Raw genomic sequence first — 26,001 nt, 5'->3', positions numbered from 1 at the left:
CTGCTACGCAGCAACCGGGGGGGATAGGGATTCTTCTAGAAATCACTGTGGCTAGGTACTAAGATGAACAGGCGGACGTGCGCATGATCCCGCCGCTAAAGCGGCGGGCTGAAAGCAGCCACCCCTTCGGGGCTTGAAAGGCATCGGCGCACCGGTTGTTCCACCTTCTTCACCCAAAGGACTTTTGTGGTGGTACTTAGAGTTTATAGACAATCCCCCTACCGCAAGAAATTCGCCCGCAGCCTCTCAAAGACCTCCGGCTCAAGCCCACCGGTTTCTGTCAGATAGCGCTCAATGCTCCCGTAGCGTTCGCGTACAAATGTCAACGTCTCCTGCATAATCGCCGGATCAGCCGTCAAAAGGGGTTGCAGATCGTCCGGGCGCAAGCCCACTGCCCTCAACCGTCCGGCGTTCTCATCGACCACCACACGAATCCCTGCAAAAGCATGATTCGTTAGCGAGTAATCGGCAATGATCGTCTCGTCAGGGACGCCCAAAACCTCCAGCAGCAGGGCGATGCTGATTCCCGTCCGGTCTTTCCCCGCTGTGCAGTGAACCGCAGCCGGAAGGTTGCTTACATCTGCCAACGCCCGAAACATGGCGGCGAAGGAAGCTGCTTTATGAGCGAGGATGATCGTTGTATAAGACCTTAATAGCAGGCGATCCAACTGCCGCAAATTGAGCAGAATCGCACGCGGCGATAAGCCCCGTTCGTGATCAGCCAAAAGGGGGAGGCGCACGCCAACCGCGTGGGGGGGAAGGGTGTCGGGGTACTCGTGAATTTCCCGTTTCGTGCGCAGATCGCACACCCAACGCAGCCCCAACCGCGCCAAATATGCCGCGTCTGCCTCGCTGAGGTTGTGAAAATGGCTGGTGCGGTAGAGTTTCCCCCACCGCACATGGCGTCCCTCTGCCGTGCGGTAGCCGCCAATATCTCGAAAGTTGTAGCCCCGTTCGAGGGGGAGCGTTCGCTCCGCGACGATCAAGGGATGGGCATCCTCATCAAAATAGAGCGCCACATAAGGGCGTTGATCGGTGAACGGGATGGTTAGGGTAACGCTCCCTACCCCTTCGACAACAGTCAGCGGGGCGCTCTGATCAAGCCCCGCCGCGTCGGGGTCAGCACTGACATACACCCGTGTTTGGGCGGCAGGGCGTTCCCAACGGATGGTGAACGACCCATCGGCGTTTCGTTCGAGCGCGGCGTCTACCTTTGGCGGGATGATCAGCGATTCCGGTGGGGGGTAGGGTGTGCGCGGACGGCGGGCGATGAGGTAGCGCAGCCCAATCAGAATCCCTCCGGCAATCAGCGCCCCGCCAATCTTTCCTATACGGCGTAATGGCGACATTTAGCGTTTCTCACAAGTCGGCTGTGGCGGAATTCCATAGGCAAGGCGTTCGGCAGCGGTGAAATCACGGGGGAGACGCTGACAGGCTTCCCGCAGAGCGCCTTCGGGCGTCGTCGCCCATAAGCGGGCAGTCCGATCCCGACTGCCGGTAAGGATATGCCCCCCATCGGGCGAGGTGACAACGCTGAGGATTTCCTCCGTATGTCCGCTCAGACGGCGGATAAGTCGCCCGTCAGAAAGGCGAAAAACGGCGGCGGTCTTATCCGCCCCGCCGCTGATCAGGAAGGCGCTGTCGCCGCTGAAGGTGAGGGTGTTCACTTGGGCAGGATGGGCGAGGATTTCCCGCTCCATCAGGCCATCTTTCGCCGCATAAAGCCGGATGCGCCCCGCCTCATCCCCTACGGCGGTGGTCTTTCCATCGGGGCTGAGGGCAACCGCCCACAGCGCAGCGCTCTCCGTCTGGATGGCGAACCGCGGGCGGAGCGGATCGCTCGAATCAGGGCTCACCTCATAGAGGCGCAGCATCCCGCTGAGCGTCACGGTGGCAAGGAAATTCTCCGCGCTGCTGAGGGCAACCCCCGAAACCCAATCGCCCTGATCAGGGAGCGTCACCAGCAAGCGCCCACTGGCAATCTCCCAGAGGAAGGCGCTTTGATCAGCGCTGCCCACCAGAAGGTAGCGCCTCCCAATGGCGATACTGGCGATCTGCGCTTGGCTAGGGAGGGTGAAGGTCTGTACCACGTTGGGGGCGGTCTCGCCTAAATCGCCCAAATCGAACATGGTGAGCCTGTCCCCTTCGCTGCTCAGCGCATAGCGACCATCCGCCGAGAGTGCCACAACCGGAACGGATAGATCACGACTGAGGGGCGGGCGATCTGCCCTACCTGTCCACTCCCATACCGTAGTTCCTGAGGCAAAACGGGGGCGGAGAATACCGGTTTCATCCACCCCACCGCCTACACTGATCACCGCCGCTGCCGTTTCGAGGGCAGAAGGGTGCGTGTACTCCCATGTGCGGATTGTACCGTCGGCGCTGGCGCTGAACACCTCTGCTCCCTCAACAACTATATCGAGGACAGCATCGCTATGCCCAAGCAAACGGCGCTGTTCAATACCGCTTTCAAGGTCGTAGAGGCGGATGGTTTTGTCGGCGCTGGCGGTCAGGATTGCGCGTTCCGTTGGGTCAAAAAGGGCGACATTCACCAAATCGCTATGCCCGCTGAACACCGTTCCGCCAAGCGGATCGGCAAGGCGGAAAAGATACGCCTCGTTCCCGCTGGCGGCAAGGACGCGCTTTCCTGTTGTGTCCATTCGCAGGCTCAAGATTGGATTCTCGAATTGGCGCAAGACGGCGTGTTTTGTTTGGGTCGCCACCTCCCAAACGATGATCTCGCCGCCGACGCCGCCGGAGAGCAGCGTTTTCCCATCAGGGGAAAAGGCAAGGCTCAGAATGCCAAAGGCATCGCCCTCCAATGTGCCAATCTCGCGCTGCTTTTCCGTGTCCCACAGGCGAATTAGACCGTCCACCCCGCCCGTCGCGGCGAGACTCCCATCGGTGGTGATTGCCGCCGCCAACACCGCCCCCTCATGCCGACCAAGTTCGATAAATGGCTGAACAGCGGCAAGGTGTGTCAGGTAAACAGCGCCGGAATTCGCCGTCACCAGCAAGAAGGGCGCTGCCCCGCCAGAGACGGCTATATCGGTGACACCTTCGCTGTTGGGGAGCGCCTCGTGCCTCTCTTGCTGACGGATGTAGACAACGCCATCTTGCCCGCCGCTGATGTAATCGGCATCGAAGGCGAGGCTGCTCACCGCCCCATCGTGAGGGGTGGCAATCGCTTTGATGAATAACTGATCGAGCGCCCCCACCAGAACGCCATCACCCTGTGGGGAATAGGCGTGCTGCATCGAACGGACGGCGAGAAGCGCTGCCAATTCGGGGCTGCCCGCCGGATCACGGAGAATGTCGCCAGCGATACCCGCCAAACGCAATCCGGCAAGGAGCGCCTCTTGTTCGGCGCGGGCAAGGGCTACCGCCGTCGCCGTTGAGCGCCCTTCGGTAATCAGCCGTTCGCCCGCCACCAGTGTCAGTTGGACGGGGGTTAGCGTCTGCGGGACGGGGGTGAGTGTTTCCGCCGCAAGAGCGACCTGTGCGGTAGCCTCTGCCGCCTGTCGTGCGGCAAGGATGATAGCGATCACGGCTAAGACGACCACCCCCCCCAGAAGGATCGCCGTCCGCTGGAAATTTTGCACGCGGCGGGCAATACGGGCATCACGGGCGCGGTGTTCGGCTTGCTCCCGCTGGCTTTCCTCTAGAAACCGCCGTTCGCGGGTGGTCAAGCCCAGTTTTGTCGTCTGCGCCCATGTCTCAAACTGTTCTAGCCGCGCCCCCGCCGCAAGGTAACTGGCGTCACCCTTCGCCTCCCACTCATCGACTGCGGCGATAAGGCGGCGCTGTGTGCGGACATCATCCCGTCCGGCATCCAACCACCCGCGCAGTGTTCCCCATTCGCGGATCAACGCCTCATGCGCCACCTCAACGGTGGGGGCGCGGGTGGCGGGGTCGCGGTCAAAACTGAGCAAACGAAACGTTCCGTAACCATCGAGGATCGCCTCAATGTCTGTCGGGTTCTCGCTGAGCGCGGTTAGTTCAGCCCGATCCGCACGGCGGCGGGTATCTTCTGCCCCTTCGCCAAGCATCACCAAGCGCAGAAAAATAGATTGCGCCAATGCCCGCCGTGCTTGATCAAGCGCCTCGTAGAGTTCATCCGCCCGCCGCGCCAACGCGCCGGCAACGCCCCCGCTGGCTTGATAAGCGGCAAGCGTCAGCCGCGTTCCCGTCCGTCGCTCAAAGAGTTCGGTCAGGGCGTATTGCATCAGGGGGAGTGTTCCGGGCTGTGCTTGGACGCTGCTCAGGATCGTCTCTGTCAGCCCGCTTTCAAGCGTCAAGCCCGCCCGCAGCGCTGGCGCGGTGATCGCCATTGCCAATGCCTCGCCATGCAGCGGCAAGATGATCTCCGTCGTGCGCCGCAGCAGATCGCCAAAAAGGGGGTATTGCAGGGGGCGGTCATAAAAATCGGCGCGGATGGTGATCACGATCCGCAGGCGGCTGGCGGGATCATGAGCGGCGGTTTGGAGCGCCCGCAAGAAGGCGGCGCGGCGCAGCTCATCAGGGCAGACGGTGAATACTTCCTCGAATTGGTCGATCAGAATGACCAAATCGGAGTCAGCATCGGGCAGTACGGCGTTGACGATCTCAACAAGGGCGCGATCACCCTCCAAGAGCGCGGCGGGGAGATCGGGGGGCGGGTTGACCGCCACGCGCAAGAGCGCATCTGCCAGTTCGTTATAGGGGTCGCTGCCCGGGATCATGTCGGTGTAAAACCAGCGTTCCGAGGCGGGCAGCACCCCCCGCCGCAGCGCCGGAATCAGACCCGCCCGCGCCAGCGACGATTTTCCCGACCCGCTTGCCCCCACAAGGGCGAGGAAACGCCCCTCCGCATCGGCATCGCTCAGGCGGGCAGTCAGCGCAGTGATTACCTCATCACGCCCAAAAAAATCGCTTGCATCCGCCTCTTGGAAGGCGCGCAGCCCTTTGTAGGGGTTCGTCGGCGTAAGAAGGACGAACGTGCGCATGTCGGTTTGTTCCGCCTCGCGGCTGGTGGCGGGGCGCGTGGAATCGCCGTCCTCCTCATAGCCGAGAGGGGTGATCAGCGTCCGTTCGGGGCTTTCGAGGATTGTCGTCTGCTCGCTGAGGCTTGGCGGGGAGAGGTTGGGACGCTGGCTGGTGGCATCGGTGCGCGGCAGGGGGGCATCAGTCAGGGCGGACTCACCGCCCATTGCCACCGCTGCCGCCCGTCGAAAATCCACCGCCAATGCCAGGGCGTCGGGATAGCGGATGTGGGGCTTTTTCGCCGCTGCCCGCCGGATCACCCCATCCAAATCAGCGGTAAGGTTCGTCCCTTGCAGGGTGGGCAGCACCTCGCGCACATGCTTGATCAAAATATCGGTGGCGCTCTCCGCCTCAAAAGGACGCCGCCCAGAGAGCATCTCAAAGAGAACGATCCCCAAGCTGTAAATATCGGTCTGAATGGAGACCGGTTCGCCCAAGACCTGTTCAGGGGCGGCGTAAGCGGGCGAGCCGACCAAGACGTTCGTCGCCTCCTCGTCTTGCAGATCAGCAATCAGTTTGGCAATGCCAAAATCGGCAAGATAGGCGTTGGCGTCCTCATCGAGCAGGATATTATCCGGTTTCAGATCGCGGTGGACGATCCCGTTGCGGTGGGCGTAATCAAGCGCAGCAGCGATCTGGTCAAGCAGGCGAACAGTCATAGCGGGTGTCCAGCGCTGGCGGGCAAGGGCTTGGCGCAAACTGCCCCCGCGCACCCAACGCATGACAAAATAAGCGCCATCCGGCTCCCGCCAATAGTCATAAAGGGGGATGATGTTCGGATGTTCCAAGCGGGCGACAAGCTGCACTTCGGATTCAAAATCGCGGATGAAATCCGCCTGATTTGCATAGATGGGGAGGATCACTTTGATCGCCACATCGCGCCGGACGGCGGGTTGGTAGGCACGGTAGACCGCCCCAAAGCCACCCGCTCCAATCTGTGCCTTCAGTTCGTACCCGCGCAGTGCCGTTCCGGTCAAGTCCATCACAAAAGGTGTCTCTTTCCTTAGGTCTATGGGCTGCGGTATGAACGGGCGCAGCGAAATCCGGCGATAAGGTCCTCGTTGGTGGGGGCGTAGCGAAGGCGGTTTGCCGCCCGCACGCTGTCGTCGCCGTTGTTCCAGGCTCCGCCGCGAAGAATACGCCCACCTTCTTCGCCAGGGGCTTCCCGTCCATCATCCGCCTGATAGGGGTAGGGGGCGTAAAGGCTGCTCACCCATTCCCACACATTTCCGCTGAGGTCGTAAGCGCCCACCCATGAGACTCCCTCAGGGTAATGCCCAACAGGGGCGGTGTGTGAATACCCGTCGTCAACGGTGGCGTCTCGATAAGGGTACTCGCAGCCCCTGTCGCAATAATTCAGGCGGCGACCCTCAAAGGCATCGCCCCACGCATACAGGCGGCTTTCCGTACCCCTTGCCGCGTATTCCCATTCCGCCTCGGTGGGAAGACGCCCCCCGCGTGATTCACAGTAGGCTTTTGCCTCAAACCAGGTGATCCGTTCACGGGGAAGTGCCTCGTCCGTCCAATTGCTCGCCCGCCCTGCCTGCCCGCCCTTTGCCTTGAACTGCCCGTTCGATACCTCGTACTGATCGATCCAGAATGGCTCGGCGAAGCATACTTCATGAATGGGCTGTTCGTTATCAAAGCGAGTGCTGCCCATCATGAAACAGCCAGCGGGGACAAGGACCATCGGCACGCCCTCGAATTCCTGAACAAATGCCACCCACGATGCCTTTGTGCCAGCGGGGATCATCGTCGCCGCAGAGAGATCGGGCGTGGGAAGCAACGGGATAGGCGAGGAAACGGCTGCCGTCGGAGACGACGGGGGCGAGGTATCCGAACGACCTCCCCGAAAGGCAATCCATACCACAAGGACAAGCGCCACGATCCCGATCAGGCTGCCCCCCAAAAGCACGCCGTTCCGCCGAGGTGTGGGGGGGCGTTGATTCTGATGTGAATCACGGCGCATGGTGTGGTGTCCTCTCTGTCATCTTTGGGCGGCGATCATAAGGTGAATGACCGCACCCTATTGTACCCCGAATGGGTTGTTCGTTCGTTAGGCGCACACCCTGTAAGATACTATAATGGAGATCAGACATTGTGGGGAACGGAGGGGCTATGTTTGAAACACACCACCGACAGTACCCAACCACCGGCGGAAATATCAGCATCGTCGTGGGGGAATCGACCTTGCCCGCTTATTGGGTTTACCCCGACAGCGGCGGGAAACATCCGGGGATTGTGTTCCTGCCAAGCGAACAGGGGGTGACGCCCACCGTGCGGGCATGGGTGCGTCGCATTGCCGAGATTGGCTTCATCGTCCTGATCCCCGATTTTTTCAATGGGTCGCACGCCCCCACCGCCGCCGATGTCGCCGCACTGCGGGTGGGCGATTCCCCCGTTTTCTCGTGGGGGTTCACCGCCGCACGGGAGGCGCTGGAAACGAATATGCGCTGCACACGGAAAATCGGCGTTGTTGGGTGGCAGTTGGGCGGCGAACTGGCATTTCAGGCGGTGGTCAAATCGCCCGGACTGCGGGCAGCGGTCATTATCAGCGGGAATCCGCAAGGGGCGCTGCCCATTCTCCCTCAAAATGAGACGCCGTTGTTGGCGTTTTATGGCGATGCGGACGAGGCAATCTCCCCCCCTATCCTCAACGAATTTTCCGCCGCTATTCAGGATTCCCCCGGACGGGAGCGAATGTTTGTCTATCCAGGTGTGGGGGGTGCGTTCATGGACGATACCTCTCCTGATTACCATGAGGCATACACCGCTAAGACATGGACACGGATGCTGGAATTTTTAGTCACCCACTTGGAGGCAACACCGCGCCCCGTCATGGCGATTATTGATGAAGATGGGGATGAGGACGATGACGACAGGAATGAGTAACCGTCAGACCCTCCTAACAACGCCCTACCAGGTGATCGATCTGGGACGGATGGCTTACGCCGAGGCATGGGCGCTTCAGCGCGATTATGCCGCACAGCGCGGGGCGGATGTGATCCCTAACACCTTGCTTTTTGTTGAACATCCCCACACCTACACACTCGGCACAAAGGGCGACGCGGCGAACATCCTCCTTTCGCCCGCCGCGCTTGCCGCACGGGGCATCACCGTTCATCAGGTGGATCGCGGCGGCGATGTGACTTATCACGGCTTAGGGCAGCTTGTGGGCTACCCCATCCTCAAACTTCCCCCGGGCGGCGATGGGCTTCACGCCGATGTCGTTGGCTATGTCCGCTGGTTGGAGAGTATCCTGATCACGGCATTGGCTTCCTTTGGGATTCACGGGCAGCGCTTGGCGGGGTATACGGGGGTTTGGGTGGAACAGAGGGGCGAACTGGCGAAGATTGCCGCCATTGGTGTGCGCGTCACCACCCGCCGCGTGACGATGCATGGCTTCGCCCTCAATGTCGATCCCGATCTCAGCTACTTTCAGGGGATCGTCCCCTGCGGGATCAGCGACAAGCCGGTGACGAGCCTTGCCGCGCTGTTGGAACAGCCCCCCACCTTAACCGCAGCGGCGGCGGTTGTGGCGGCGATCTTTGCCGCAGAGGGCGGCAAGTCCCCCTCGTAAGGATGCGCTACAGCGCGTCTGCGCCATGACCCACCGTTAAAAAGCGTGTTCGGGAATTAGTATCTCACCCTAGTGATTTCTAAAGAACCCCTATTCCCCTACCCCCTTTCCCCCTACACAGGGAAAGGGGAGAAATGCTGCGGGCGAGGGGGACGCCTCCTCAAAGATGAGATTCCCCTTCTCCCGAAGGAAGAAGGTGGGTAGGGGGGATGAGGGCAATGACGTAACCTCTACGCCTATAATTCGGTGAAGAAGGTAGCCCTATCCATGGTTCAATCCTTTCGTTGTTGGCTTGGATTGTCCATCGGCGACACCTTCTTTTCCTTACCAGACAAGCCTTTTAGCGTCGGGATCATAAGCGATCCCGTAGGGGATCAGCAGCCTATAATTAGGACAGGTAACCTTGCCCATTCGTAAGTTCAGGATAGGCTATGTCAGACACAAAAACCGCCCAAGATTATCTGACCGCAGGGGTAGCCGCCTTGAAAAGAGCCGCTTGGGCTGAGGCTAAAGCCGCCTTTGAACATGTGTTAGAAATGTCCGAGATGCCTGAAGCTCACGATGGGCTTGGGATTGCCCTTTGGTGGCTGAATGAAATTGAGGCGGCTCATCATCAGCGCACCCTCGCCTATATGGGGTTTAAAAGGAGCGGGTCTGTTGGGCAGGCGGCGCTGATTGCCTGTTGGCTAGCACGGGAACAACTTTTTCTAAGCGCGAACGTCCCGGCAATGCAAGGATGGTTCGCCCGCGCTGAACAACTCCTTGTGTTATTGCCCGCTAGTTTGGAACAAGCGTGGTTCGTCATTTTACGTGCCTCGGTGGTGTCCCCCCCCCACGAATTGGTTGATATTGCAGCCCAAACAACCGCGGCGGCTCAGCAGTTCAAGAACAGCAACCTTGAAGCCTTTGGGTTGGCATTACATGGACAAGGACTCGTTACGCTAGGTCAGGTGGGCGAGGGCATGGCTCGTTTGGACGAAGCGATGACCATGGCGACTGGCGGGGAGGTCACTGAGTTCACCATCATCAGCGAAATTTTTTGTTTCATGCTCTCCACCTGCGAGATTGCCGGTGATGTGACTCGCAGTGATTTGTGGTGTCGCCGCGCCGCCGCGTTTGCTGAACAGTATAGCTGTTTCTTTCTGTCTGCCTACTGCCGGACGGCATATGGCGGGTTGATGACTGCCTTGGGACGATGGCAGGATGCTGAAACTGCCCTAATAGATGCCATTCATGCATTTGAGCGCGGTCATAAAGGGCTGCGTATTCACGCCATCATCAAATTGGCAGATTTGCGAGTCTCGCAGGGGAAATTTGAGGAGGCGGAGGTCATGCTTCAAGGTATGGAGGATCATTCCGTTGCTGTCGTTCCTCTTGCCCGACTGTGGCTACAAAAAGGGAAAACAGCCCTTGCCAAAGCGATGTTGGAATTAGCCGTTCCCGATTCCGCATCGTTTACCCTTCACCATCTTCCTGCCTTGCTGCTGCTTGTTGAAGTCTTGTTGAGGCTTGGCGATTATGCCGGCGTTCAACGCCTTGTCGCACACCTTGTCGCAATGGCAGCACAGGCGCAAAGCCCCTTATTCACAGCACAAATCGAATTTATCAAAGGGCGGGTAAGCCTTCACCGTGGCGATTTTGGGGCGGCAAAAGTAAGTTTTAATCGGGCGCTGGATCATTTGCAGTTTTACGAACAATCTCTGCTTGCGGGTCAGGTTAGGTTGAGGATGGCGCAGACCCTCCAAATAGACGATCCGGCGGGTGCTATTGCCTGGGCAAAAGGGGCGTTAGCAACCTTTGAACGGGTGGGGGCTGAACAAGAGATGGCTGAGGCTGCCCAGTTGCTCCGCGAACTTGGCATTGGGCGTGGGGCGCTGCCTCGTACACCGAACATACTCACCCGACGAGAGCTAGAGATCGTTGGGTTGATCACACAAGGGCTGACCAACCGCGATATTGCTGCGCGGTTGGTCATAAGCCCAAAAACCGTCGAACATCATGTGAGCCATGTGCTAGAAAAACTAAACCTTCGCAGCCGAGCGGAGATCGCCGCATTTTCGGCAAGTGGAAAACTTAGCACCAGTCTTGAGGAAAATTAAGCCTAAAAACGACAGGGCTTATGCCATTGAACGGTGTACCCTATCGTCATTGACAGTGTAACCCCCGTAGGGGCGCTAGGCATTGCGCCCATCGCCGTCCGTGACCGCCGCCGCTAAAGCAGCGGGCTGAAAGCAGCCACCCCTTTGGGGCTTGAAAACCCTGACCCCCACCCCGTAAACAGAGAGAAGAACTCTCTCCCCCTTTCCCTGCAAGCGGGGAAAGGATCAGGGGGGATAGGGGTTCTGAACCAAAAACGTCAACAGACCCTAATTTCCCCTCTTCTACGAAGGGCTGAGGGGGGCTAGGGCTAGGGGGTGAGGTCGCCAGCGTACACGTAACCCGATCAAAATAGGGGGTATAAATAGGGGGTATCCCCGATTTTTTCTCAGCCCACATCCCCTATGATCATCTCAATACATTCCACCGAGGAGCATGTGAGATGATGGACGAAAAACAACTCAGGGCAATTGTACTTAACGGCACACAGGGGCGGGCGCTCTGGCATCTTGGAGCGCTGCTGACCTTTAAGGCGTTAGGAACAGAAACAGGCGGACAGTTTTGGGCGCTGGAGGGTCTGGCTGATCGGAATATGGCTGTTCCTTTGCACGCCCACACTCATGAGGATGAACTCTGGTTTGTCCTTGAAGGGGAAATCCGCTTCATCACCGGGACGGAAAGCCGTATTGGGGGACCCGGCACGTTTGTTTACATCCCACGCCATGTACCGCACACCTTCCAAATCCTTTCAGAAACGGCACGCTGGTTTGGCGTTGGCACACCTGCCGGACTTGACAATTGGTTTTTCGAGACGGGCGAACCTGCCCTCCGTCTAACGCTGCCACCGCCGCCTACTGCCCCGCCCAATGTGGAGATGATTGTCGCCAGCTTAAAAGCCTATGGCACAGAAACGATGGGACCACCGCCCACCACTGAGGGGTGATAGGATACAAGGGGCGCTGCCAATAAGGGCGATCCCTAAGATCGCCCACTGCGCAATCACCCCCTTTGGCAAATGGGGTAGTGCCAACGAAGACGTTTAGGCAAAAGCCATTGTCTGTAGCATAAGATCAAGCACCCACTGGTATTGGGCATAAACGTCCGGCGGGGCTGCCAATTCGATGGCATAGCGCCCCCCGGCTGTATCAACAAACGTCGTATCGATCACTAACACGGCCCCATCATAAAACAATTTGCGCGTCCGCCAGCCTTCTAGCCCACCAAGCATGAGTGGAAATGGCGGCACATGCTGATCGTTTGGATCGTCATCCGCGCCAGCTTTGTAAACTGTCTCTGCTCGCTCACGGGCTGTTTGTTCCCCCAATGGCTCAAAGGTCAGGTCAATTTGCACATCATCATCTGTCTCTGTCTCCACGATGATCGCCATCGCCGGTGTCTCTGGGTCGGGGAATTCAGCGATCAACGCCTCACTGGGATAATCAAAGGTCAGTCCATCACTACTAAACTGAGTCACATCAACCCCAACGGGAATTGCCATCATCTCTAAGGTTGCCATGCCTGTTCTCCTACTTCACCTTGGTTATTTGAATGTCCACCGCGCCGCCCACACCCGCCCGGACTTTCACTTTGTACAAGCCGTTGGCAGGGTTTTGCTTGTACGCCTGCTTGAACTTCTCGTTATGTTGGGCTTCATAAACACTGCCATACCCGCGATCCTTCAAAATATACTTCGTATTCGCGGTGTTGAAAGCGTTCGTCTCGTCGTAGGCAATGCCATCGCGCAGGGCATACTCACGGGTATGCGCTCGGATTTCCGTATTCACTGCTGCTTGCACCTGCGCTTGAATCTTCGTCTGAAGTTGAGTAAGCGCCCCGGCATTGGGAATGGCATAGCTGTTGATCACAGGGACTTGCGTCCGCCCCTGATTGCTATCATAAGCGTGCTGCATTTCGTGAATAAGCGTGCGTGCAAACATCGTGGTATTTCCCGGCATGGTAAACCGCGATGTGGAAATCGAGATCGTCCTAGACCCGAAGTAGGTTGTTCCAGAGGCACTGTCTAGATCGGCAAAGTTCACCGTCCATGATTTCGCGTTTGAGGCATTGACATCCCCCAACACTGTGCCACCAGGGAGCGTGAATTTCATGCCCGCGTTGGTAATGCTCGTGATCAGTGCATTTCCGGCGGTGGATGCCGTGATCGTATTCACCACATTGGGAATCCTGCTGGTAAGTGTGGCTTGCGTATTCCATGTGAACAAACCGCCAACGGCATCTTTCGTCTCGGTGGTGAAGCTATCGCCCGTCAGGTTTGCCGCCGAAGGCAGCCGCCCTAACATCCCTATGCCCTCTCCCTTAAAGAGCCGCCCGGCGTCCTCCTCTGCCTCTTGAAAGGCTTGGGCAATTTTCTGGGTAGCGTTTGCCCCTTCCTCAAGGACGGCTTGAAGCCTCTTAAGCGCAGGGAAAACGAGATCGCCCATCTCTTTTTGGTAGCGTACTCCTCCTTCACCAATCCACCCACCTTCGGATAGCCCTTGTGTGATCTTGGTCAGCGCCGCTGTTAAATTGCGGGTCTGCTCCACCCGCCGTTTGAAGAGCGACGAGATCGCTGTGAGTTTTTCGTAATCCGCTTGAATTTTCCGTGCCGACATGGTGTACCCTTCCTCCTATCTTCGTGGATCGTACACCCATTCGGGGATTAGACGGATCGCCCTAACCACCATTTGGGGATCATTTGCGACCTACTTTTGGGAGACTGTTATAAGTTCGTGATGAACCGTTTACGGTTTGCTAAACGGATAGACAATGCGCCATAGGCTACCATAAGTCCGGCAGCCTGATTCATTTATCTTACCCAAACAATGTGATTCTCTCTGAGATTAGCTGTATAAAAGGGTGGGGAGGGGCAGCGCCCCTCCGAAAGAAAATCTCACCTCTCCCGCTGCGCGGGCTAGGGGGTGAGGGGCTGTGCGTAAGGTGAGTGATTCATTCTATGGCACTTATGGCAGCCACATCGGAAAAAATCCCCCCCGCACGATGCGGCGCGGTTCGCCCCCTTCTAGGGTATAAAGCCAAACTTCCGGCACGGCAGCCGAATCGTTGGGATCGAAGCGCTGGAACACAATCTGATCGCCCGTCGGACTCCACTGTTCTGCGCCGTGAATGTAGCGGGCGTCAACGACGAGCGGCACAACCTCCCCCGTTGAGGGATTCATCATGTAGAGCTGCGCGGTCATTGCCCCAGAGCCGTCCATATACCGCCGCGTGAAGGCAAAGCGCTGCCCATCGGGATGCCATGCGGGTTGATGATCCTCTATGGGCGGTGTGTTTTCCCCGCTGAAAGTTTTAATCCCGGCGGCGCGGTCTGTCAGATCAATCCATTCCAACTGCGTCGTAAAGCGCCCGCCGAACATTTTTAGAGTGGGGTAAATGAAATAGCGTCCGCTGGGGTCAAAGGCATATAACCCTGATTCGCTCTCTAGGGTGGGGATGGTCTGCGCGGTGCCTGTCTTGACCTCATAAATAACGATTCCCGATTGAGAGAGGTCAAAGACGGCAAGGCGTGTTCCATCAGGCGACCATAAAGGCGTTCCGCCCAAGAAAAGTGGGTTATCCAGCAGCGGCGCAGTGGCAAGGTCGCGGAGATTAACCGCCCACGCACGGGGAAAGCGCCGATCCGTTTCGGGAACAGCCGCGCTTAACTCCCGCCGTTCGTAGGCAAGCCGTCCACCATCGGGGTGCCAACTGGGCGCCCCGCACGCGGCGCTCACCGCCGCACAGTTTGTCACCTGCCGCACTGCCCCCGTCGCCATGCTCAGTTCGTAGAGATCGGAGACGCCCCCTGCGCCGGCGCGGACGAAAACAATCCGCGATCCATCGGGGCTAGGGCGAAATTCGTTCACCCCAACGGCAAGGCGGCGCGGGGAGTCATTCGCCGTTGGATCGATCAGCCACAAGGCATTCAACGCATCGGCATCAGCGGCGACGGCAGGCGCAAGGTAGACAAGGCGGGGCGAGCGCGGTGTAAACGACCACTGTTCTTCACGCACCAACGCCCGCCCATTCAGCGCCCGAACGCCCATCCCGATGCGTACCGTATAGGGGATGCCCGCTTGCCATGCCCGCCTTGGGGTGAAGGTGAGGACAGCCCCATTGAGGTGCAGCGTTCCCTCGGTGGCAGGGGTGATGGTGAATCGTTCGGTAAGGCTTGCTTCCTCCAGCGGAGCGGAAAAAACGACGCGAATCGCTTCCGTCACAGCGGGCGACTCGGTAGGGGTGCGCTCCAATAAGACGATTCCGGCATGATCACCGCTGAGAACGGTGAATGCAATCAACAGGACAAGCAGCATCATCGCGCCGCCAGCGGCGACATCCAGGCGATCAAAGGCACGCTGAGTAGAGGATTTCATAGAGGGGATTGTAGCAAATGAACGACTTAGAGAATTAGGGCATAACTGCCTGAAAATAGACAAAATAGGGGCGCGATAGCAAGGCATCGGCAAAGAGATAGGGGTTATCGGCATGGCGATAGTGCCTTACATCCCACCGATAATTCCGCGTTGGATCCGCCGCTGTCTCGCTTACCCCGCCGCGATATGCTGTCCAGATGAGCGCCATGTCCGTCGCCGTTAAGGTCGCCATGGATCGTCCATTTAGGCGCAGATCAGTGTAATGGCGGACCATGACCGCCCCGGAAAGAATCCCTACCAATGTAGAACGCGAGGCGGAACGGAGATAGTTTGCCTGATCGCCGTCGATGATCAGATCGTAAAAGTCCTCATAAATCGTTGAAGAAAAAAACGCCCGTCCCATAGAAAGAAGCGTCCGCCGAAGGGGGAGATAGTGAACTTGGGCATAGCCCGCGCTGACATCAAAGGCGGTGAAGGGATCGCCCCACCCGAAGGCAATTGCCCCATCGACAAAGCGATCAATGGCGTTGTAGTCAAAATCAAGGGCGGCAGCAAGCACACCAGCAAGGAGGGACGATGGAATCTCAACAACCTTCGCGGCACAGATAATCTCATCGGCAAGGGCAAAGACATAATCAAGCGCCTCCGATGTGCCTAAGAACTGCCGATCTATCGCCACCGCATTACTGTAGGGCGATTTGCGGGCAAAGAGGGCATTCCATTCGCGGGCGTGGGCGAGATCGGCATAAACTGCTTCGCGGGGGACGAGGGTTAGTGTGGCGCTGGAACAAACAGCCGCTTTCGCCGCCATGATACGCCCCGCCCGCAGATCGCCACTCACGACTGGCACAGTCGCAGCGATCCCTATGCATAGGGTACGGAGCAGGGTGCGCCTTAGCAGGGTTAGTAGGGTGGCAGCCATACAAACCTCGTTCCCAGAATAGGAAGCAGCCCTGAGCGTCCGGTTTCCACATCGAGTATGCCAAGCTGCCCATCCCCCCGAAGGAACGCCAAGCGCGTCCCATCAAGGCTGAAGGCGGGCTGCCACGCTCCCCCCAACACGCCGGTGACGAGGGGCGAAATAGCCCCGTTGGCGGTGCTGAGGGCGTAGATCGTTCCCGAAGCCCGTTCGCTGAAGGCAATTGCCGTTGCGCTTGGATGCCATGCCACCCCTTCAATCACCCCCGCCACCACCTTGATTTGCCATGCCGAGGCGCTGCACGCCATATCCCCAACGCAGTTTGGGTCAACCGTGTAAAAGGCAGCGCTCTTAGGTGTTTGTTGATCAACAATGAGCAGCCGCCCCGTTGCCGGATCGGGAAGGGCGGGGGCGGCGGGCAGCGTGACCGTCAATATCGATTCCACCTCACTACCCTCCAACGGGGTGCGCTGCAAGATATAACCTGTCCCCGTTTGGAGATAGCTGTAAATTGCCTTGTGATCGGCGCTGAGGACGGGAAGAATCCCCTCTGTAGCACGAGAGTCGATCATCCCTACATTGTCTGCCCAACAGAGCTTTGCCGTTGTCGTGACACAGGGCGCAATGACCCAATCGCCCCCCACCACGAACGGCTGATCGCCGCGCAGCCCGGCAAGAGACAACCCATTGGGGTAATCTGGCGTGTAACGGCGCACCGTGCCATCGGGAAGCGCCACCGCCAAACTCCCCCCTTTAAGCGCATCGGCAAAGGGTATCACAGCATCACCGATAGGCGATGGGGCGCTCACCCCACCGGCTCTGTAGACAGTGGGTATGGGGGGAGCGGGTTTGTTTTGTGTCCATGCCCAGATGCCGATCCCGCTGAGCGTAAAAAGAGCGACAATCCCCACCCCAAAGGCAAGGTAAACCGGATTTAATGCCCAATAGAGAACCCATTTTCGTTTGCGCATAGAGTGCCCATCCTCGCCACTGTGTTCATCGCTTTGATGGCAAAACAACCTTCTAAAGACCGGTTGTAGGGATGCCCCACAAGGGCACCCCCTGACGTGATTTAGACTACCGTTTCACCAGCCTCCGCCGGAAAATGCCCACCAGTCCTAACCCTGTCACCAGCCCCCCAATGATCATCAACGCCGTATTCAGCGCCCGAAAATCATCTCGGTAGAGCAGGGCGAGTCGTGGCAACCCGACGCCGGGTAGCCCTGCCACTGGCTGCCCTGCTACAGGTTCGCTAGGGTTCGGGTTGACAACGACGAACGAGGTGTAGGGGGTGATGATCTTGTAGGTCTTGCCAAGCGCTTTCACCTCATCAACGAGTTTGGCGTCGGGTCCGTGAATGGCCATATGGCGCACGAGTGAATCGGCTTTTTCTTGCGCCCACAAACGAGGGACATAACTGTTTACCGCGTTTGCCTTCGCTGCTTCTGAATCGTTGACCGCCACCGCCTTTGAGTCAAGGAAGGTGATGTCCTTATACTGTGTTTCGTAGGGTTTGCCATTGATCGCCCCGCGCAAGGTGACGGTGGTTGTCCCGCCGCCTTTGTAGCGTCCGGCAATGACCACCTGCCCACCGAGGAACATATCAGGGAGTGGGTTGGGATAGAAATCGGTGACTTCGATCCCGCCGAAGTCAAGGGCAAGATCAACCAAAACGGGGTTATCAATTGCCGCGTAGAACTCTGCCAGCGGTTTTTCCAGCGGTTGGAAGGCATCGACAAAGAGCGCTTGCCCTCGGTTTTCACGCGCCAATGATTCCAAAAGCGGCTTGTTTACATCGCCAATGCCAATCGTGTATATCCGGCTGCGATTATGGATTTCCGTTTGAACGTTCTTCAGGATTTGCGCGGTGTCTACAACGCCCGTTGAGGCTTGTCCATCGGTCAGAAAAACGACGATATGAGGGCGTTCGGACGTTTTGTCCACTGTTTTGAGTGCCGTTTGCAGCGAGTCGTTGATGTTCGTCCCGCCGCCGACTTGGAACAGATCAACCCATGCCCGTGCCGTGTCACGTTGATCGATCCCTACGAGGTCATAACGATAGGTGGTGACATCGTTATCAAAGACGATCACGGTGAAACGATCTCCCTCGTTGAGCGCATCCAAAATCCGTTTTAAAGCGGCGCGTGCTTGCTCAAACTTTGCCCCCTGCATACTGCCCGAACGATCCAACACAAAGACGAAATCTTTCTCAATGATCTCGGCATGATCGGCGTTCAATTGGGGAGCGGCAATCAAGATGAAGTAGCCATCATCCTCGCCTGTTTTCCGGTGGGTGGCGACATTCAAGCCAAAGGTGTCTGCCGACTGGGTATAGACGATCTCAAAATCCTGGGCGGGGACGATGTTTTGCGCCCGATAGAGCGCCACTGCCTCTGTCTCTGAGGGGCGGGCGATCTCTACCCCGTTTGTGTGGGAAGGCGAATAAACAGCGCGAATCGCGTCTTTCTCGTGAATAGTGACTTGAACGATCAGGTCGCCCACCGGTTCGCTGGAAAGGTGCGAGTGGCTTAAGGGGTAGGTATAGCGTGTCATGCCAGCGGTCCCAATTAAGACCTCGCTGAAGGTAAGGCGCACCGTGCGCTCAGCATTGGCGGGCAAAACGACTTGTGTCCGAAAGGTCATTCCGGCGTCAATAGAAACGAATGCGCCAGAGGCAAGGGCGGCATCTTTCCCTTCTTCTGCGGCTTTCTCAAAGTCTTTTTTCGCTTCCTCGCTGTCTTTCACCTCCGCCTCAATCCACACCCCGTCAATCAACTGGGCAAAGGCTGTGATCGTCGCGGTGCTAGGGACAGGGGCAACGTAGAGCGCTGTCACCTGCTCATCGTTAGGGTTTTTGAAGGTCTGCTCTAGGACGGTGGTGGATACCCGCGACTCAATGGTCACGGTGATGTGGGACACGCTCGGTTGACGATACACACCGCCCAAGATCATCAGCCCATCGGCACGGGCGGGGCGGGGCATCAGGCTGGTGCTGATCAAGGCGATCAATGCCATCACCATCCAAAAACGATAGGGTTTCATCTTAGATCTCCGGTGTTCGTAAACGTAGTGGGAAAAGCAACCGCAATCACCCGATATGCCGCCGTATGCGGTGGGAAACAGGTGATCAAGGTGAGGCGCTCATCGCCGGTGGGGGCAAGCCAAGCGGCAGCTTCGGGGTTGTTCGCTTCCCCCGCGGGAATGGCAAAGACTAGCGCAACCTGATAGCTGTAACGGGCTGTTCCAGCCTCAACGACGATCTGATCCCCTCTATTGAGCGTTGGAAGCGCCCGAAAGACAGACCGCGCCCATACCTCAGGGTCGCTTGCGGGGGTGTGTCCGCCAAGGACGACATTCCCAAACCCGCTCCCCGCCTGTCCGGGTATGCCCGATGGAACATGCCACGCGCTGTCGGCGGTCTCCCATAGGGGGGTATTTGCCGCATCATAGGTCACGGTGACAGGGGTGAGAACGTTCCAAAGGTCGTACTCTGGCAGGCGAAGACTAGAGGGGGCAGAAGGGGCAAGCGCCAACGGCTGAGACGATGGGGCGGTAAGGGCGATGGGCGATGGCGGACGGGCGTCAAGAAGGCGTTGAATCGTTTGCCCCAAGGTGATTTGAGCATAGACACGCATCCCCGCCCCCAGTGTAAAAAGGGCTATCCCAATCATGACGACGCCCCGCCAGAGTTTGCCCGAACCGCCGATACGTCCCATGCTGTGCCTCTCTTTCTGGGCTAAGGATAAATGATGCGTCGGGGGGGATCGATGGGTAGGGCGTCTAGATGATCCCTGACAACCGTCTAGATGTTGCACGCTCAAGCGTTTTCTGTATGATCGCTTTACCGTACTGATCTAAGGGGGGCTATGTCGAAACAAAATGCCACACCCGCCGACCAAAAAGGCGGCTTCAAACTTTCAAGCATCCTTAATTTCAATGTCCTGCTCGTCTTTTTGCCCATTGCCTTAGTGCTGCGTGCCAGCGGCGGGAGTGATGTGCTGATCTTTGGGGCAGCTGCCTTAGCCATTGTCCCCCTCGCTTCATTGGTGGGAAGTTCGACAGAGGTTGTCGCCGCCAAACTCGGACCCGGGTTAGGCGGTTTGATCAACGCCACCTTAGGGAACGCGGCGGAGTTGATCATCACCATTTTCGCCTTGCGGGCAGGCTTGTTGGAACTGGTCAAATCCTCGATTATCGGCTCGGTGATTGGCAACTTGTTGTTGGTCATGGGCTTGAGTATGGTGTTTGGGGGCGTCAAAAACGGACGGCAAACCTTTGATAAGCATGTTGCCGGAGTGAATGCCACTTTTTTGATCCTCGCCTTTTTGATTCTTGCCATTCCTTCTGCGTTTGATACGGCAATCCTCGGCGCCAGCGATGGGCTGAACCGCGAACTGCTCTTTAGTGAGGGGTTGGCAATCGTGATGATCGTCCTCTATGGGCTGTATATTCTCTACACGCTGCGCAACCCCACCCCCAGCGCCGGAGAAGCCCACCACACAAGCTCGCTGAGCATCCGAACGGCGCTGATCATCCTTGCCCTCTCAACATTGGGGATCGTCTTTATGAGCGAGACGCTCGTAGGGACGGTGGAAAAGGTTGGTCACAGTTTGGGACTGTCCCAATTCTTCATCGGGATCATCATCGTCCCGCTCATTGGGAATGTCGCGGAACATCTTGTTGCCGTACAGGTGGCATGGAAAAACCGTATGGATTTGAGCATGTCGATCTCGTTGGGATCGAGTATGCAGATTGCCTTGTTTGTCGCCCCTGTCCTCGTCTTTATCAGCTTGCTGTTTAAAGATAAGCTGCTGCTTGTGTTTAATGCCTATGAATTGTTGGCATTGGCAGTGGCGTCCATCATTGCGGCATTTGTGGCGATGGATGGCGAATCGAATTGGCTAGAGGGGGCAGCACTGTTGGCAGTGTACCTGATCTTTGCGTGGGCGTTTTTACTTGTGCCAGCAATGGCAACAGGCGGAGTCCACTAAGAGGGGTGTGATGAGGCTAGGGTGTGGGGTGGAATCACCCCACCGGAATGGAGAAAGTGAAAGTGCTGCCTTTGCCAACCTCACTCTCTAGCCAAATCTCGCCGCCCATGATCTGGACCAATTTCCGTGAGATCGCCAAGCCCAGACCTGTCCCGCCAAATTCTCGTGTCGTTGATTGGTCGGCTTGGCGAAATTCATCAAAGATGATGGCATGATCTTCAGGGCGAATACCAATGCCCGTGTCCGTGACGGCAACCCATAACAGATCGCCGCTACCCTCATTGGGGTGCAGACTCAACACCACAGAGACCCCGCCTGTTTTGGTGAATTTTAGGGCATTGCTCAGAAGGTTGGTGATCACCTGCCGCAAGCGGATGGGATCGGCTTTTGCGGTGGGGAGGTCTTCGGGCGCTTCCATGGTCAGCCTCAAGCCCTTTGCCGCCGCCTGACTCTCCAAGTTGTACATGATTGCCCCCACTTCGTCGTGGAGTTTCAGCGCCTCAAGGCGGAGTTCCATTTTTCCAGCATCAATCTTGGATAGATCAAGGAGATCATCAATGAGGGCGAGGAGACTTCGCCCATTGCGTAGAATCCGTTCCACCCGATCCACTTGTTTGTGCGACATATCGCCATAAATCCCCCGCAGGAGCATCTCGCTATAGCCATTGATGGCGTTCATCGGGGTGCGCAGTTCGTGGCTGATGCTGGCAAGGAATTCGCTTTTCAGTTTGTTCGCCTTAGAAAGCTCCACATTCCGTGCCGCCATTGCCTCCACAAGGAGGGCGTTATCGAGGGCGATTGCCGCTTGGGTGGCTAGGGTCTGTGCCAAGCGCACATCTTCATCAGAAAACATGCGGGATTCGCGTGTTTCCAACCAAACCACCGCCCCAATGACACGCTCCCCCAAAAACATAGGCACGATCAGGCGGGCAAAAATATCCCCGGCGGCGAAATCAGCGGCAACTTCAGAGGGGGCATCGGCTCGTGTGGTGATCAGCCAACGCCGCGACTCAACGCTTTGGTTGACAGACTGCGCCACTTCGGGATGAAGATCACGCACCGCCCGCCCAACCATAGAAGGCAAGTTGCCGCTGTGTGCGCCAGAAAGCCGGTATTCGGCGGCAATCGTATCCTGATCGTCCTCATCACGGACGATGAGCAGTGCCACTGCCGTATCCAGCGCACGGCTCATATGGCGCACGACTGCCGTCACCAAATCGTGGTACTTCAAAATGGAGGTGAGGTCTTGCCCAATCTGATGGACAATGCTTTGTTCTAGCAAGCGCCGCCGCACCTGATCCCAGAGACGTGCGTTTTCAATAGTCACGGCGATTTGCCCTGCCAAATTTTCCATGACAAGGCAGTCCATCGCATCAAACCCATCGATGCGGACGGTCATCAGTTCCAGCGCACCGAGGATGCGGTTGCCATACCGCAGCGGCAGCACCAACATACTACCCATCTGCGGGGTCGGCAGACCGGGCAGCGGCAGGGTCGTGTCTTCGGCAAGGTTGGCAATCACTTGCACTTCATTGCTCACCATTGCCAGCCCAATGACACCCTCTGCTAAGGAAAAACTAAAGCCTTCAGGAATACCGCCGTGAGAGACAGAGGAAACAGTGGCACGACACACCGCCTTGCCTAGCATATCGTCCAACAAGACGAGGTTGACCGTTTCGTAGCCAAAACGAGTATGAATGGCGTTCACAATTTTTTGAGAGAGTTCACTCAGGCTGAGGGTGGCGCTCAGCTCTTGGCTAATCTGGTTGACAAGGGCGGTCATGTCAGCGCGTTTGCGCTCGGTGGCAAAGAGTTTCGTATTTTCCATGCTGGTGGCAATTTGTGTAGCAATGGCGCGTATCATGTCCACATGGGCATCATCTAAGGGGGTATCATCTTGGCGAATCAAGCCGATAACCCCTAAAGGCATCTGACGACGATTCAGGGGAAAAATGACAAACCCGTAGCGTTTTCCCTCAAGGGTAAGTTCATTATCGAGATCGGGGCGCCCCGTTTGGAAGGCTTGTTTCATGCGCCTTTCAACATCGGAGGGGAGGGGCATGAACGGGCTTTGAGTGGCAATCCCAAAGCACGATTTGGCATGGGGGATGAGCGTTTCGGCGTCTCCCCCTTCCCGCTGTGGCATCATCAGCAGCGCCCCATCCGCCTCCATCAGAGAGGCAGCCTCACGCACGGCACGTTCCAGCATATCGTCCAGATCAAGGGTGGAGCCGGTGATTTCCGCCACATGCTGCAAGGCTTGGGTATCTTTCAGGCGCTCTTGGGTATCATCCAAAAGGTCTTTCGTGCGCAGCATAGCTGCCACATGGCTGCCCATTGCCATGAGCAGTTCCCCCTCAGCACGGGTGAATTCCCCTGTTTTATTGGCAATAATGAAAACACCCATAGGTGCATCTTGCACCCGTAAAGGAACAGCGAGGACGTTCTGCAATCCTAGTGATTCAATCATCTCCGCATAGGGTGATAAGGGCGGCGTTCCATCACGCCGAATGCGGTTGCTGATGTAGGGACTGCCCGCGTTAAAGACAATGGCAATCTGGCTGGTGGGGTCGTTCGCTGGAAAACGCATCCCTTCATAGTGGCGCGGAATACCGAACGCACGCCCTGTATGTAAGATGAGGGCATTTTCCCGACGGTTGTAAAGCAAAAATGCCCCAAACCGAACGCCAAAGGTCGTTTGGGTCAGGTGGAGCATTTCATCCAGTGTTCCATCGAGCGCCAAACTGCTAGAGGCAATTTGGGCGCTCTGGAGGAGGACGGTAGCCTCCGAAAGCCGCGCCTCCATATCACCTAACAATAGGCGATTATCAATGGTCATGGCAATCTGATCGAGGGCGGAGGCAACCTGATCCGCGTCGTGCAAGGTGAAGGGAGGGCTTCCCACCGTGAGATGAAGTAAAAAGACCCCACCAATGGGCTTTCCCCGTGCAATGAGCGGCATAGCGAGGAGATCATGAGCGCCAAATTCAGCAATCAGCGGTGTGGGCTGCTCAAGAAGGGTCTGCGCCTCGTTGTAAATATAGGTTTGCCCCGTCGTGATCATCACTTCGGTAAGGGAGGGTGAATCGTTTGGACGGTTGCGCCCGCTGAGGAATAATCCACTGTCAATGCCATAGGCAGCAATGCGCTGCGGCTCGTTTTTTACATCGTCCCAAAGGGTCATGGCGCAGGCGTCCGCGCCCAAGATGTTAGCAAGATATTCCGCCATTTTGGGCAGCAGCAGTTCAAGTGCCTCGTCCGAGGTGGCAAGATGGCTGAATTCGTTGCGCAGCATGAGCGATTCATCGCTGGCGGTCAGTTCTACCTCGCGCTGAACAAGGTTTTCTTCCACGCTGGCAAGGTCGCAGGCAAGGGCAACCTGATCGGCTATCCCTTCTAAGATAACCAGATCGCGCTCGGTAAAACTGGCTTGTTCCGATTCAATAAGGATCACCCCAAGCCGTTCGAGATCCAACCGGATTGGGGCAGTAATGGCAGCACGGGCATTGGGCGAATGACGCAGATCGTCAGAGAGGTCATTTTCTAGGCGAGACTGCCCACTTTGGGCGACGATCCCCACCAAACCTTTCCCAAGCGGAAAGTAGCTGATTTCCTCTGGAAGGTTGTAATAGGTGTAGGGTTCAAGTTCCCCCGTTTCTGGATTAACGAGGACGATCCCCCCACTATCACACGGGAAAATCGCCCGAAGGCGCTCCATGAGCTTGGCGAAATAGCTTTCCAAATCAAGCCCAACGGGGGTATTGTGGTCAGTCATGGCTGGCTGTTTTGAATTACCCTATCTTAGACTATCCTAAACTTGCGCCGGTAAATGCCATGAGCATCGTCCAAACGATCAGGAAGAAGACAATAGCGACGAAAACCGCCACAACGCGGCGCGGGAACCGGCGCTTCGGACGTTCCGCCGGAACTTCCCCGAATTTTGTGCGCAGTTCTTTGGCAAAGGTGCGCACGTCGGGGTAACGGCGGGCAGGCGCTTTGTCTACCGCCATGCCCACAATTCCAGGCAGATCAGAGGAAAGATCGGTGCGGTTTAGGGGCGGCGGCATGTCTTTCAAAACGGACGTTTGCACATCCTCTGGCTCACGAAGTTTGAAGGGGTGCGCTGGGCGTCCCATCAACATTTCATACAGTAAAGTTCCCAAGCCATAGACATCCGTCTGTGCGCCAAACGGAGCGCCCGCAACGCCGAGGAGTAGTTCGGGGGCGATGTAGGATGGGTGAATAAAGCGCTTTGCCATTTCCCAATCCATATTGCCTGGGTCGGCAAGCGTGCCTAAATCGGTCAGCAGCGGGCGTGGAATACCATCTTTGTCGGTGCGGATCATGATCCCATCGGGGTTGATATTCATGACCAACGTTTGCGCTTTGACATGAATAAAATGAATGGCGTCGGCAAGCTGAATAGTAATCCATGCGGCGTGCTGATACCATGGCTGGGGATTCTTGATCAACATCTCCCGAAGGGATGTTCCCTCCGCCTGTTTATAAACAACATAGTATTTGGTATCCCCGCCAACACTTGTTTTCCCATAGGCACGCTGTTGTTTCCCATCGGAAAATTGATAGGGAGGCAGCAGCACAGGCAGCATCGGATGTTGGCGTTCTTGCTGCAATTTAGCAAGCAGTGTCGCTTCTTTTTTCAATTGATCGCCAGCATCGTTATGGGCAACCTTGAGCAGCACGCGCTCTTCTGTCAGCCCCGCCCCCCGCCCCTTCCCAATAACCATCCGCTTCGCTTCGTAAAGCGCCCCAGTGCGGTAGACATAGAGGAGGCGATCAATCTCAATATCGCCAATCGCTTCGCCGTGATCGAAGATCACGGACATCAGCCCCGGTTTGGAATCGCGTTTGGGCCCCCATACATTGAACATGGGGGTGATTGCTGTTGTGTCCACATCGTAACGTTTCATGCCCTTGCCCTTCTGTGATCGCCTTGATCCCTTTCAAGCCCCGTTTGACAAAGCCCCCTAAGTGATCCATAGTAGGAGGCTACAGACCTTT

17 protein-coding genes are annotated in these 26,001 nt (G+C 57.2%); 5 read left to right on the top strand and 12 right to left on the bottom strand.

What is annotated here, in order from left to right; genetic code table 11:
- Positions 1-218 precede the first annotated feature (218 nt).
- Genes HS103_02790 through HS103_02780 form a run of 3 tightly spaced genes read right to left on the bottom strand, consistent with a single transcriptional unit; the run spans position 219 to position 6,991 of the window.
- Complete coding sequence (locus tag HS103_02790) at positions 219-1,349, bottom strand: tyrosine-protein phosphatase (protein MBE7511730.1); 1,131 nt, start codon at positions 1,347-1,349, stop codon at positions 219-221.
- Complete coding sequence (locus HS103_02785; GenBank protein MBE7511729.1) at positions 1,350-6,008, bottom strand: protein kinase; 4,659 nt, start codon at positions 6,006-6,008, stop codon at positions 1,350-1,352.
- 23 nt (positions 6,009-6,031) lie between these two features.
- Complete coding sequence (locus tag HS103_02780; protein ID MBE7511728.1) at positions 6,032-6,991, bottom strand: formylglycine-generating enzyme family protein; 960 nt, start codon at positions 6,989-6,991, stop codon at positions 6,032-6,034.
- 149 nt (positions 6,992-7,140) lie between these two features.
- On the opposite strand from HS103_02780, the gene HS103_02775 reads away from it, so the two are divergent.
- The 4 genes from HS103_02775 to HS103_02760 all read left to right on the top strand — a co-directional run bounded on the left by HS103_02775 (position 7,141) and on the right by HS103_02760 (position 11,642).
- On the top strand, positions 7,141-7,914 hold the full coding sequence (locus HS103_02775) for a dienelactone hydrolase family protein (protein ID MBE7511727.1): 774 nt from the start codon (positions 7,141-7,143) through the stop codon (positions 7,912-7,914).
- Positions 7,895-8,602 (top strand): lipoyl(octanoyl) transferase LipB, encoded by a 708-nt coding sequence (gene lipB / locus HS103_02770; protein MBE7511726.1) that lies wholly within the window; start codon positions 7,895-7,897, stop codon positions 8,600-8,602. The genes HS103_02775 and lipB overlap by 20 nt, the downstream gene beginning before the upstream one ends.
- Positions 8,603-9,033: 431 nt before the next feature.
- The gene (locus tag HS103_02765; protein ID MBE7511725.1) at positions 9,034-10,701 is read left to right on the top strand and encodes a hypothetical protein; all 1,668 of its coding nucleotides are present in this window, start codon (positions 9,034-9,036) and stop codon (positions 10,699-10,701) included.
- A gap of 443 nt (positions 10,702-11,144) precedes the next feature.
- Positions 11,145-11,642 carry a cupin domain-containing protein gene (locus HS103_02760; protein ID MBE7511724.1) on the top strand — a complete coding sequence of 166 codons (498 nt, stop codon included), beginning with the start codon at positions 11,145-11,147 and terminating at the stop codon, positions 11,640-11,642.
- A gap of 96 nt (positions 11,643-11,738) precedes the next feature.
- On the opposite strand, the gene HS103_02755 is transcribed toward HS103_02760, so the two are convergent.
- The 7 genes from HS103_02755 to HS103_02725 all read right to left on the bottom strand — a co-directional run bounded on the left by HS103_02755 (position 11,739) and on the right by HS103_02725 (position 19,704).
- Positions 11,739-12,215, bottom strand: a complete 477-nt coding sequence (locus tag HS103_02755) for a hypothetical protein (protein ID MBE7511723.1) — start codon at positions 12,213-12,215, stop codon at positions 11,739-11,741.
- A 10-nt stretch (positions 12,216-12,225) separates the two neighbouring features.
- Positions 12,226-13,311, bottom strand: coding sequence for a WXG100 family type VII secretion target (locus tag HS103_02750; protein MBE7511722.1), 1,086 nt, complete (start codon positions 13,309-13,311; stop codon positions 12,226-12,228).
- A gap of 348 nt (positions 13,312-13,659) precedes the next feature.
- Entirely contained in the window at positions 13,660-15,069 is a 1,410-nt protein-coding gene (locus HS103_02745; protein ID MBE7511721.1) for a PD40 domain-containing protein, read from the bottom strand.
- Between the two features lie 34 nt (positions 15,070-15,103).
- Positions 15,104-15,919: a hypothetical protein gene (locus HS103_02740; protein MBE7511720.1), complete on the bottom strand. Its 816-nt coding sequence runs from the start codon at positions 15,917-15,919 to the stop codon at positions 15,104-15,106.
- 53 nt (positions 15,920-15,972) lie between these two features.
- Entirely contained in the window at positions 15,973-16,959 is a 987-nt protein-coding gene (locus HS103_02735) for a hypothetical protein (GenBank protein ID MBE7511719.1), read from the bottom strand.
- Between the two features lie 106 nt (positions 16,960-17,065).
- The gene (locus tag HS103_02730; protein ID MBE7511718.1) at positions 17,066-19,030 is read right to left on the bottom strand and encodes a VWA domain-containing protein; all 1,965 of its coding nucleotides are present in this window, start codon (positions 19,028-19,030) and stop codon (positions 17,066-17,068) included.
- Positions 19,027-19,704, bottom strand: a complete 678-nt coding sequence (locus tag HS103_02725) for a sortase (GenBank protein MBE7511717.1) — start codon at positions 19,702-19,704, stop codon at positions 19,027-19,029. Before HS103_02725 ends, HS103_02730 begins: the two co-directional genes overlap by 4 nt.
- A 150-nt stretch (positions 19,705-19,854) precedes the next feature.
- Between HS103_02725 and cax the strand changes: the two genes are divergently transcribed.
- Complete coding sequence (gene cax, locus HS103_02720) at positions 19,855-20,979, top strand: calcium/proton exchanger (GenBank protein MBE7511716.1); 1,125 nt, start codon at positions 19,855-19,857, stop codon at positions 20,977-20,979.
- Positions 20,980-21,013: 34 nt separating this feature from the next.
- On the opposite strand, the gene HS103_02715 is transcribed toward cax, so the two are convergent.
- The gene (locus HS103_02715; protein MBE7511715.1) at positions 21,014-24,754 is read right to left on the bottom strand and encodes a GAF domain-containing protein; all 3,741 of its coding nucleotides are present in this window, start codon (positions 24,752-24,754) and stop codon (positions 21,014-21,016) included.
- 31 nt (positions 24,755-24,785) lie between these two features.
- Positions 24,786-25,910 (bottom strand): protein kinase, encoded by a 1,125-nt coding sequence (locus tag HS103_02710; protein MBE7511714.1) that lies wholly within the window; start codon positions 25,908-25,910, stop codon positions 24,786-24,788.
- Positions 25,911-26,001: the final 91 nt, after the last annotated feature.

The sequence above is a fragment of the Anaerolineales bacterium genome (assembly GCA_015075625.1).
Classification (GTDB): domain Bacteria; phylum Chloroflexota; class Anaerolineae; order Aggregatilineales; family UBA2796; genus UBA2796.
This window is presented reverse-complemented; position numbering and strand designations above follow the sequence as displayed.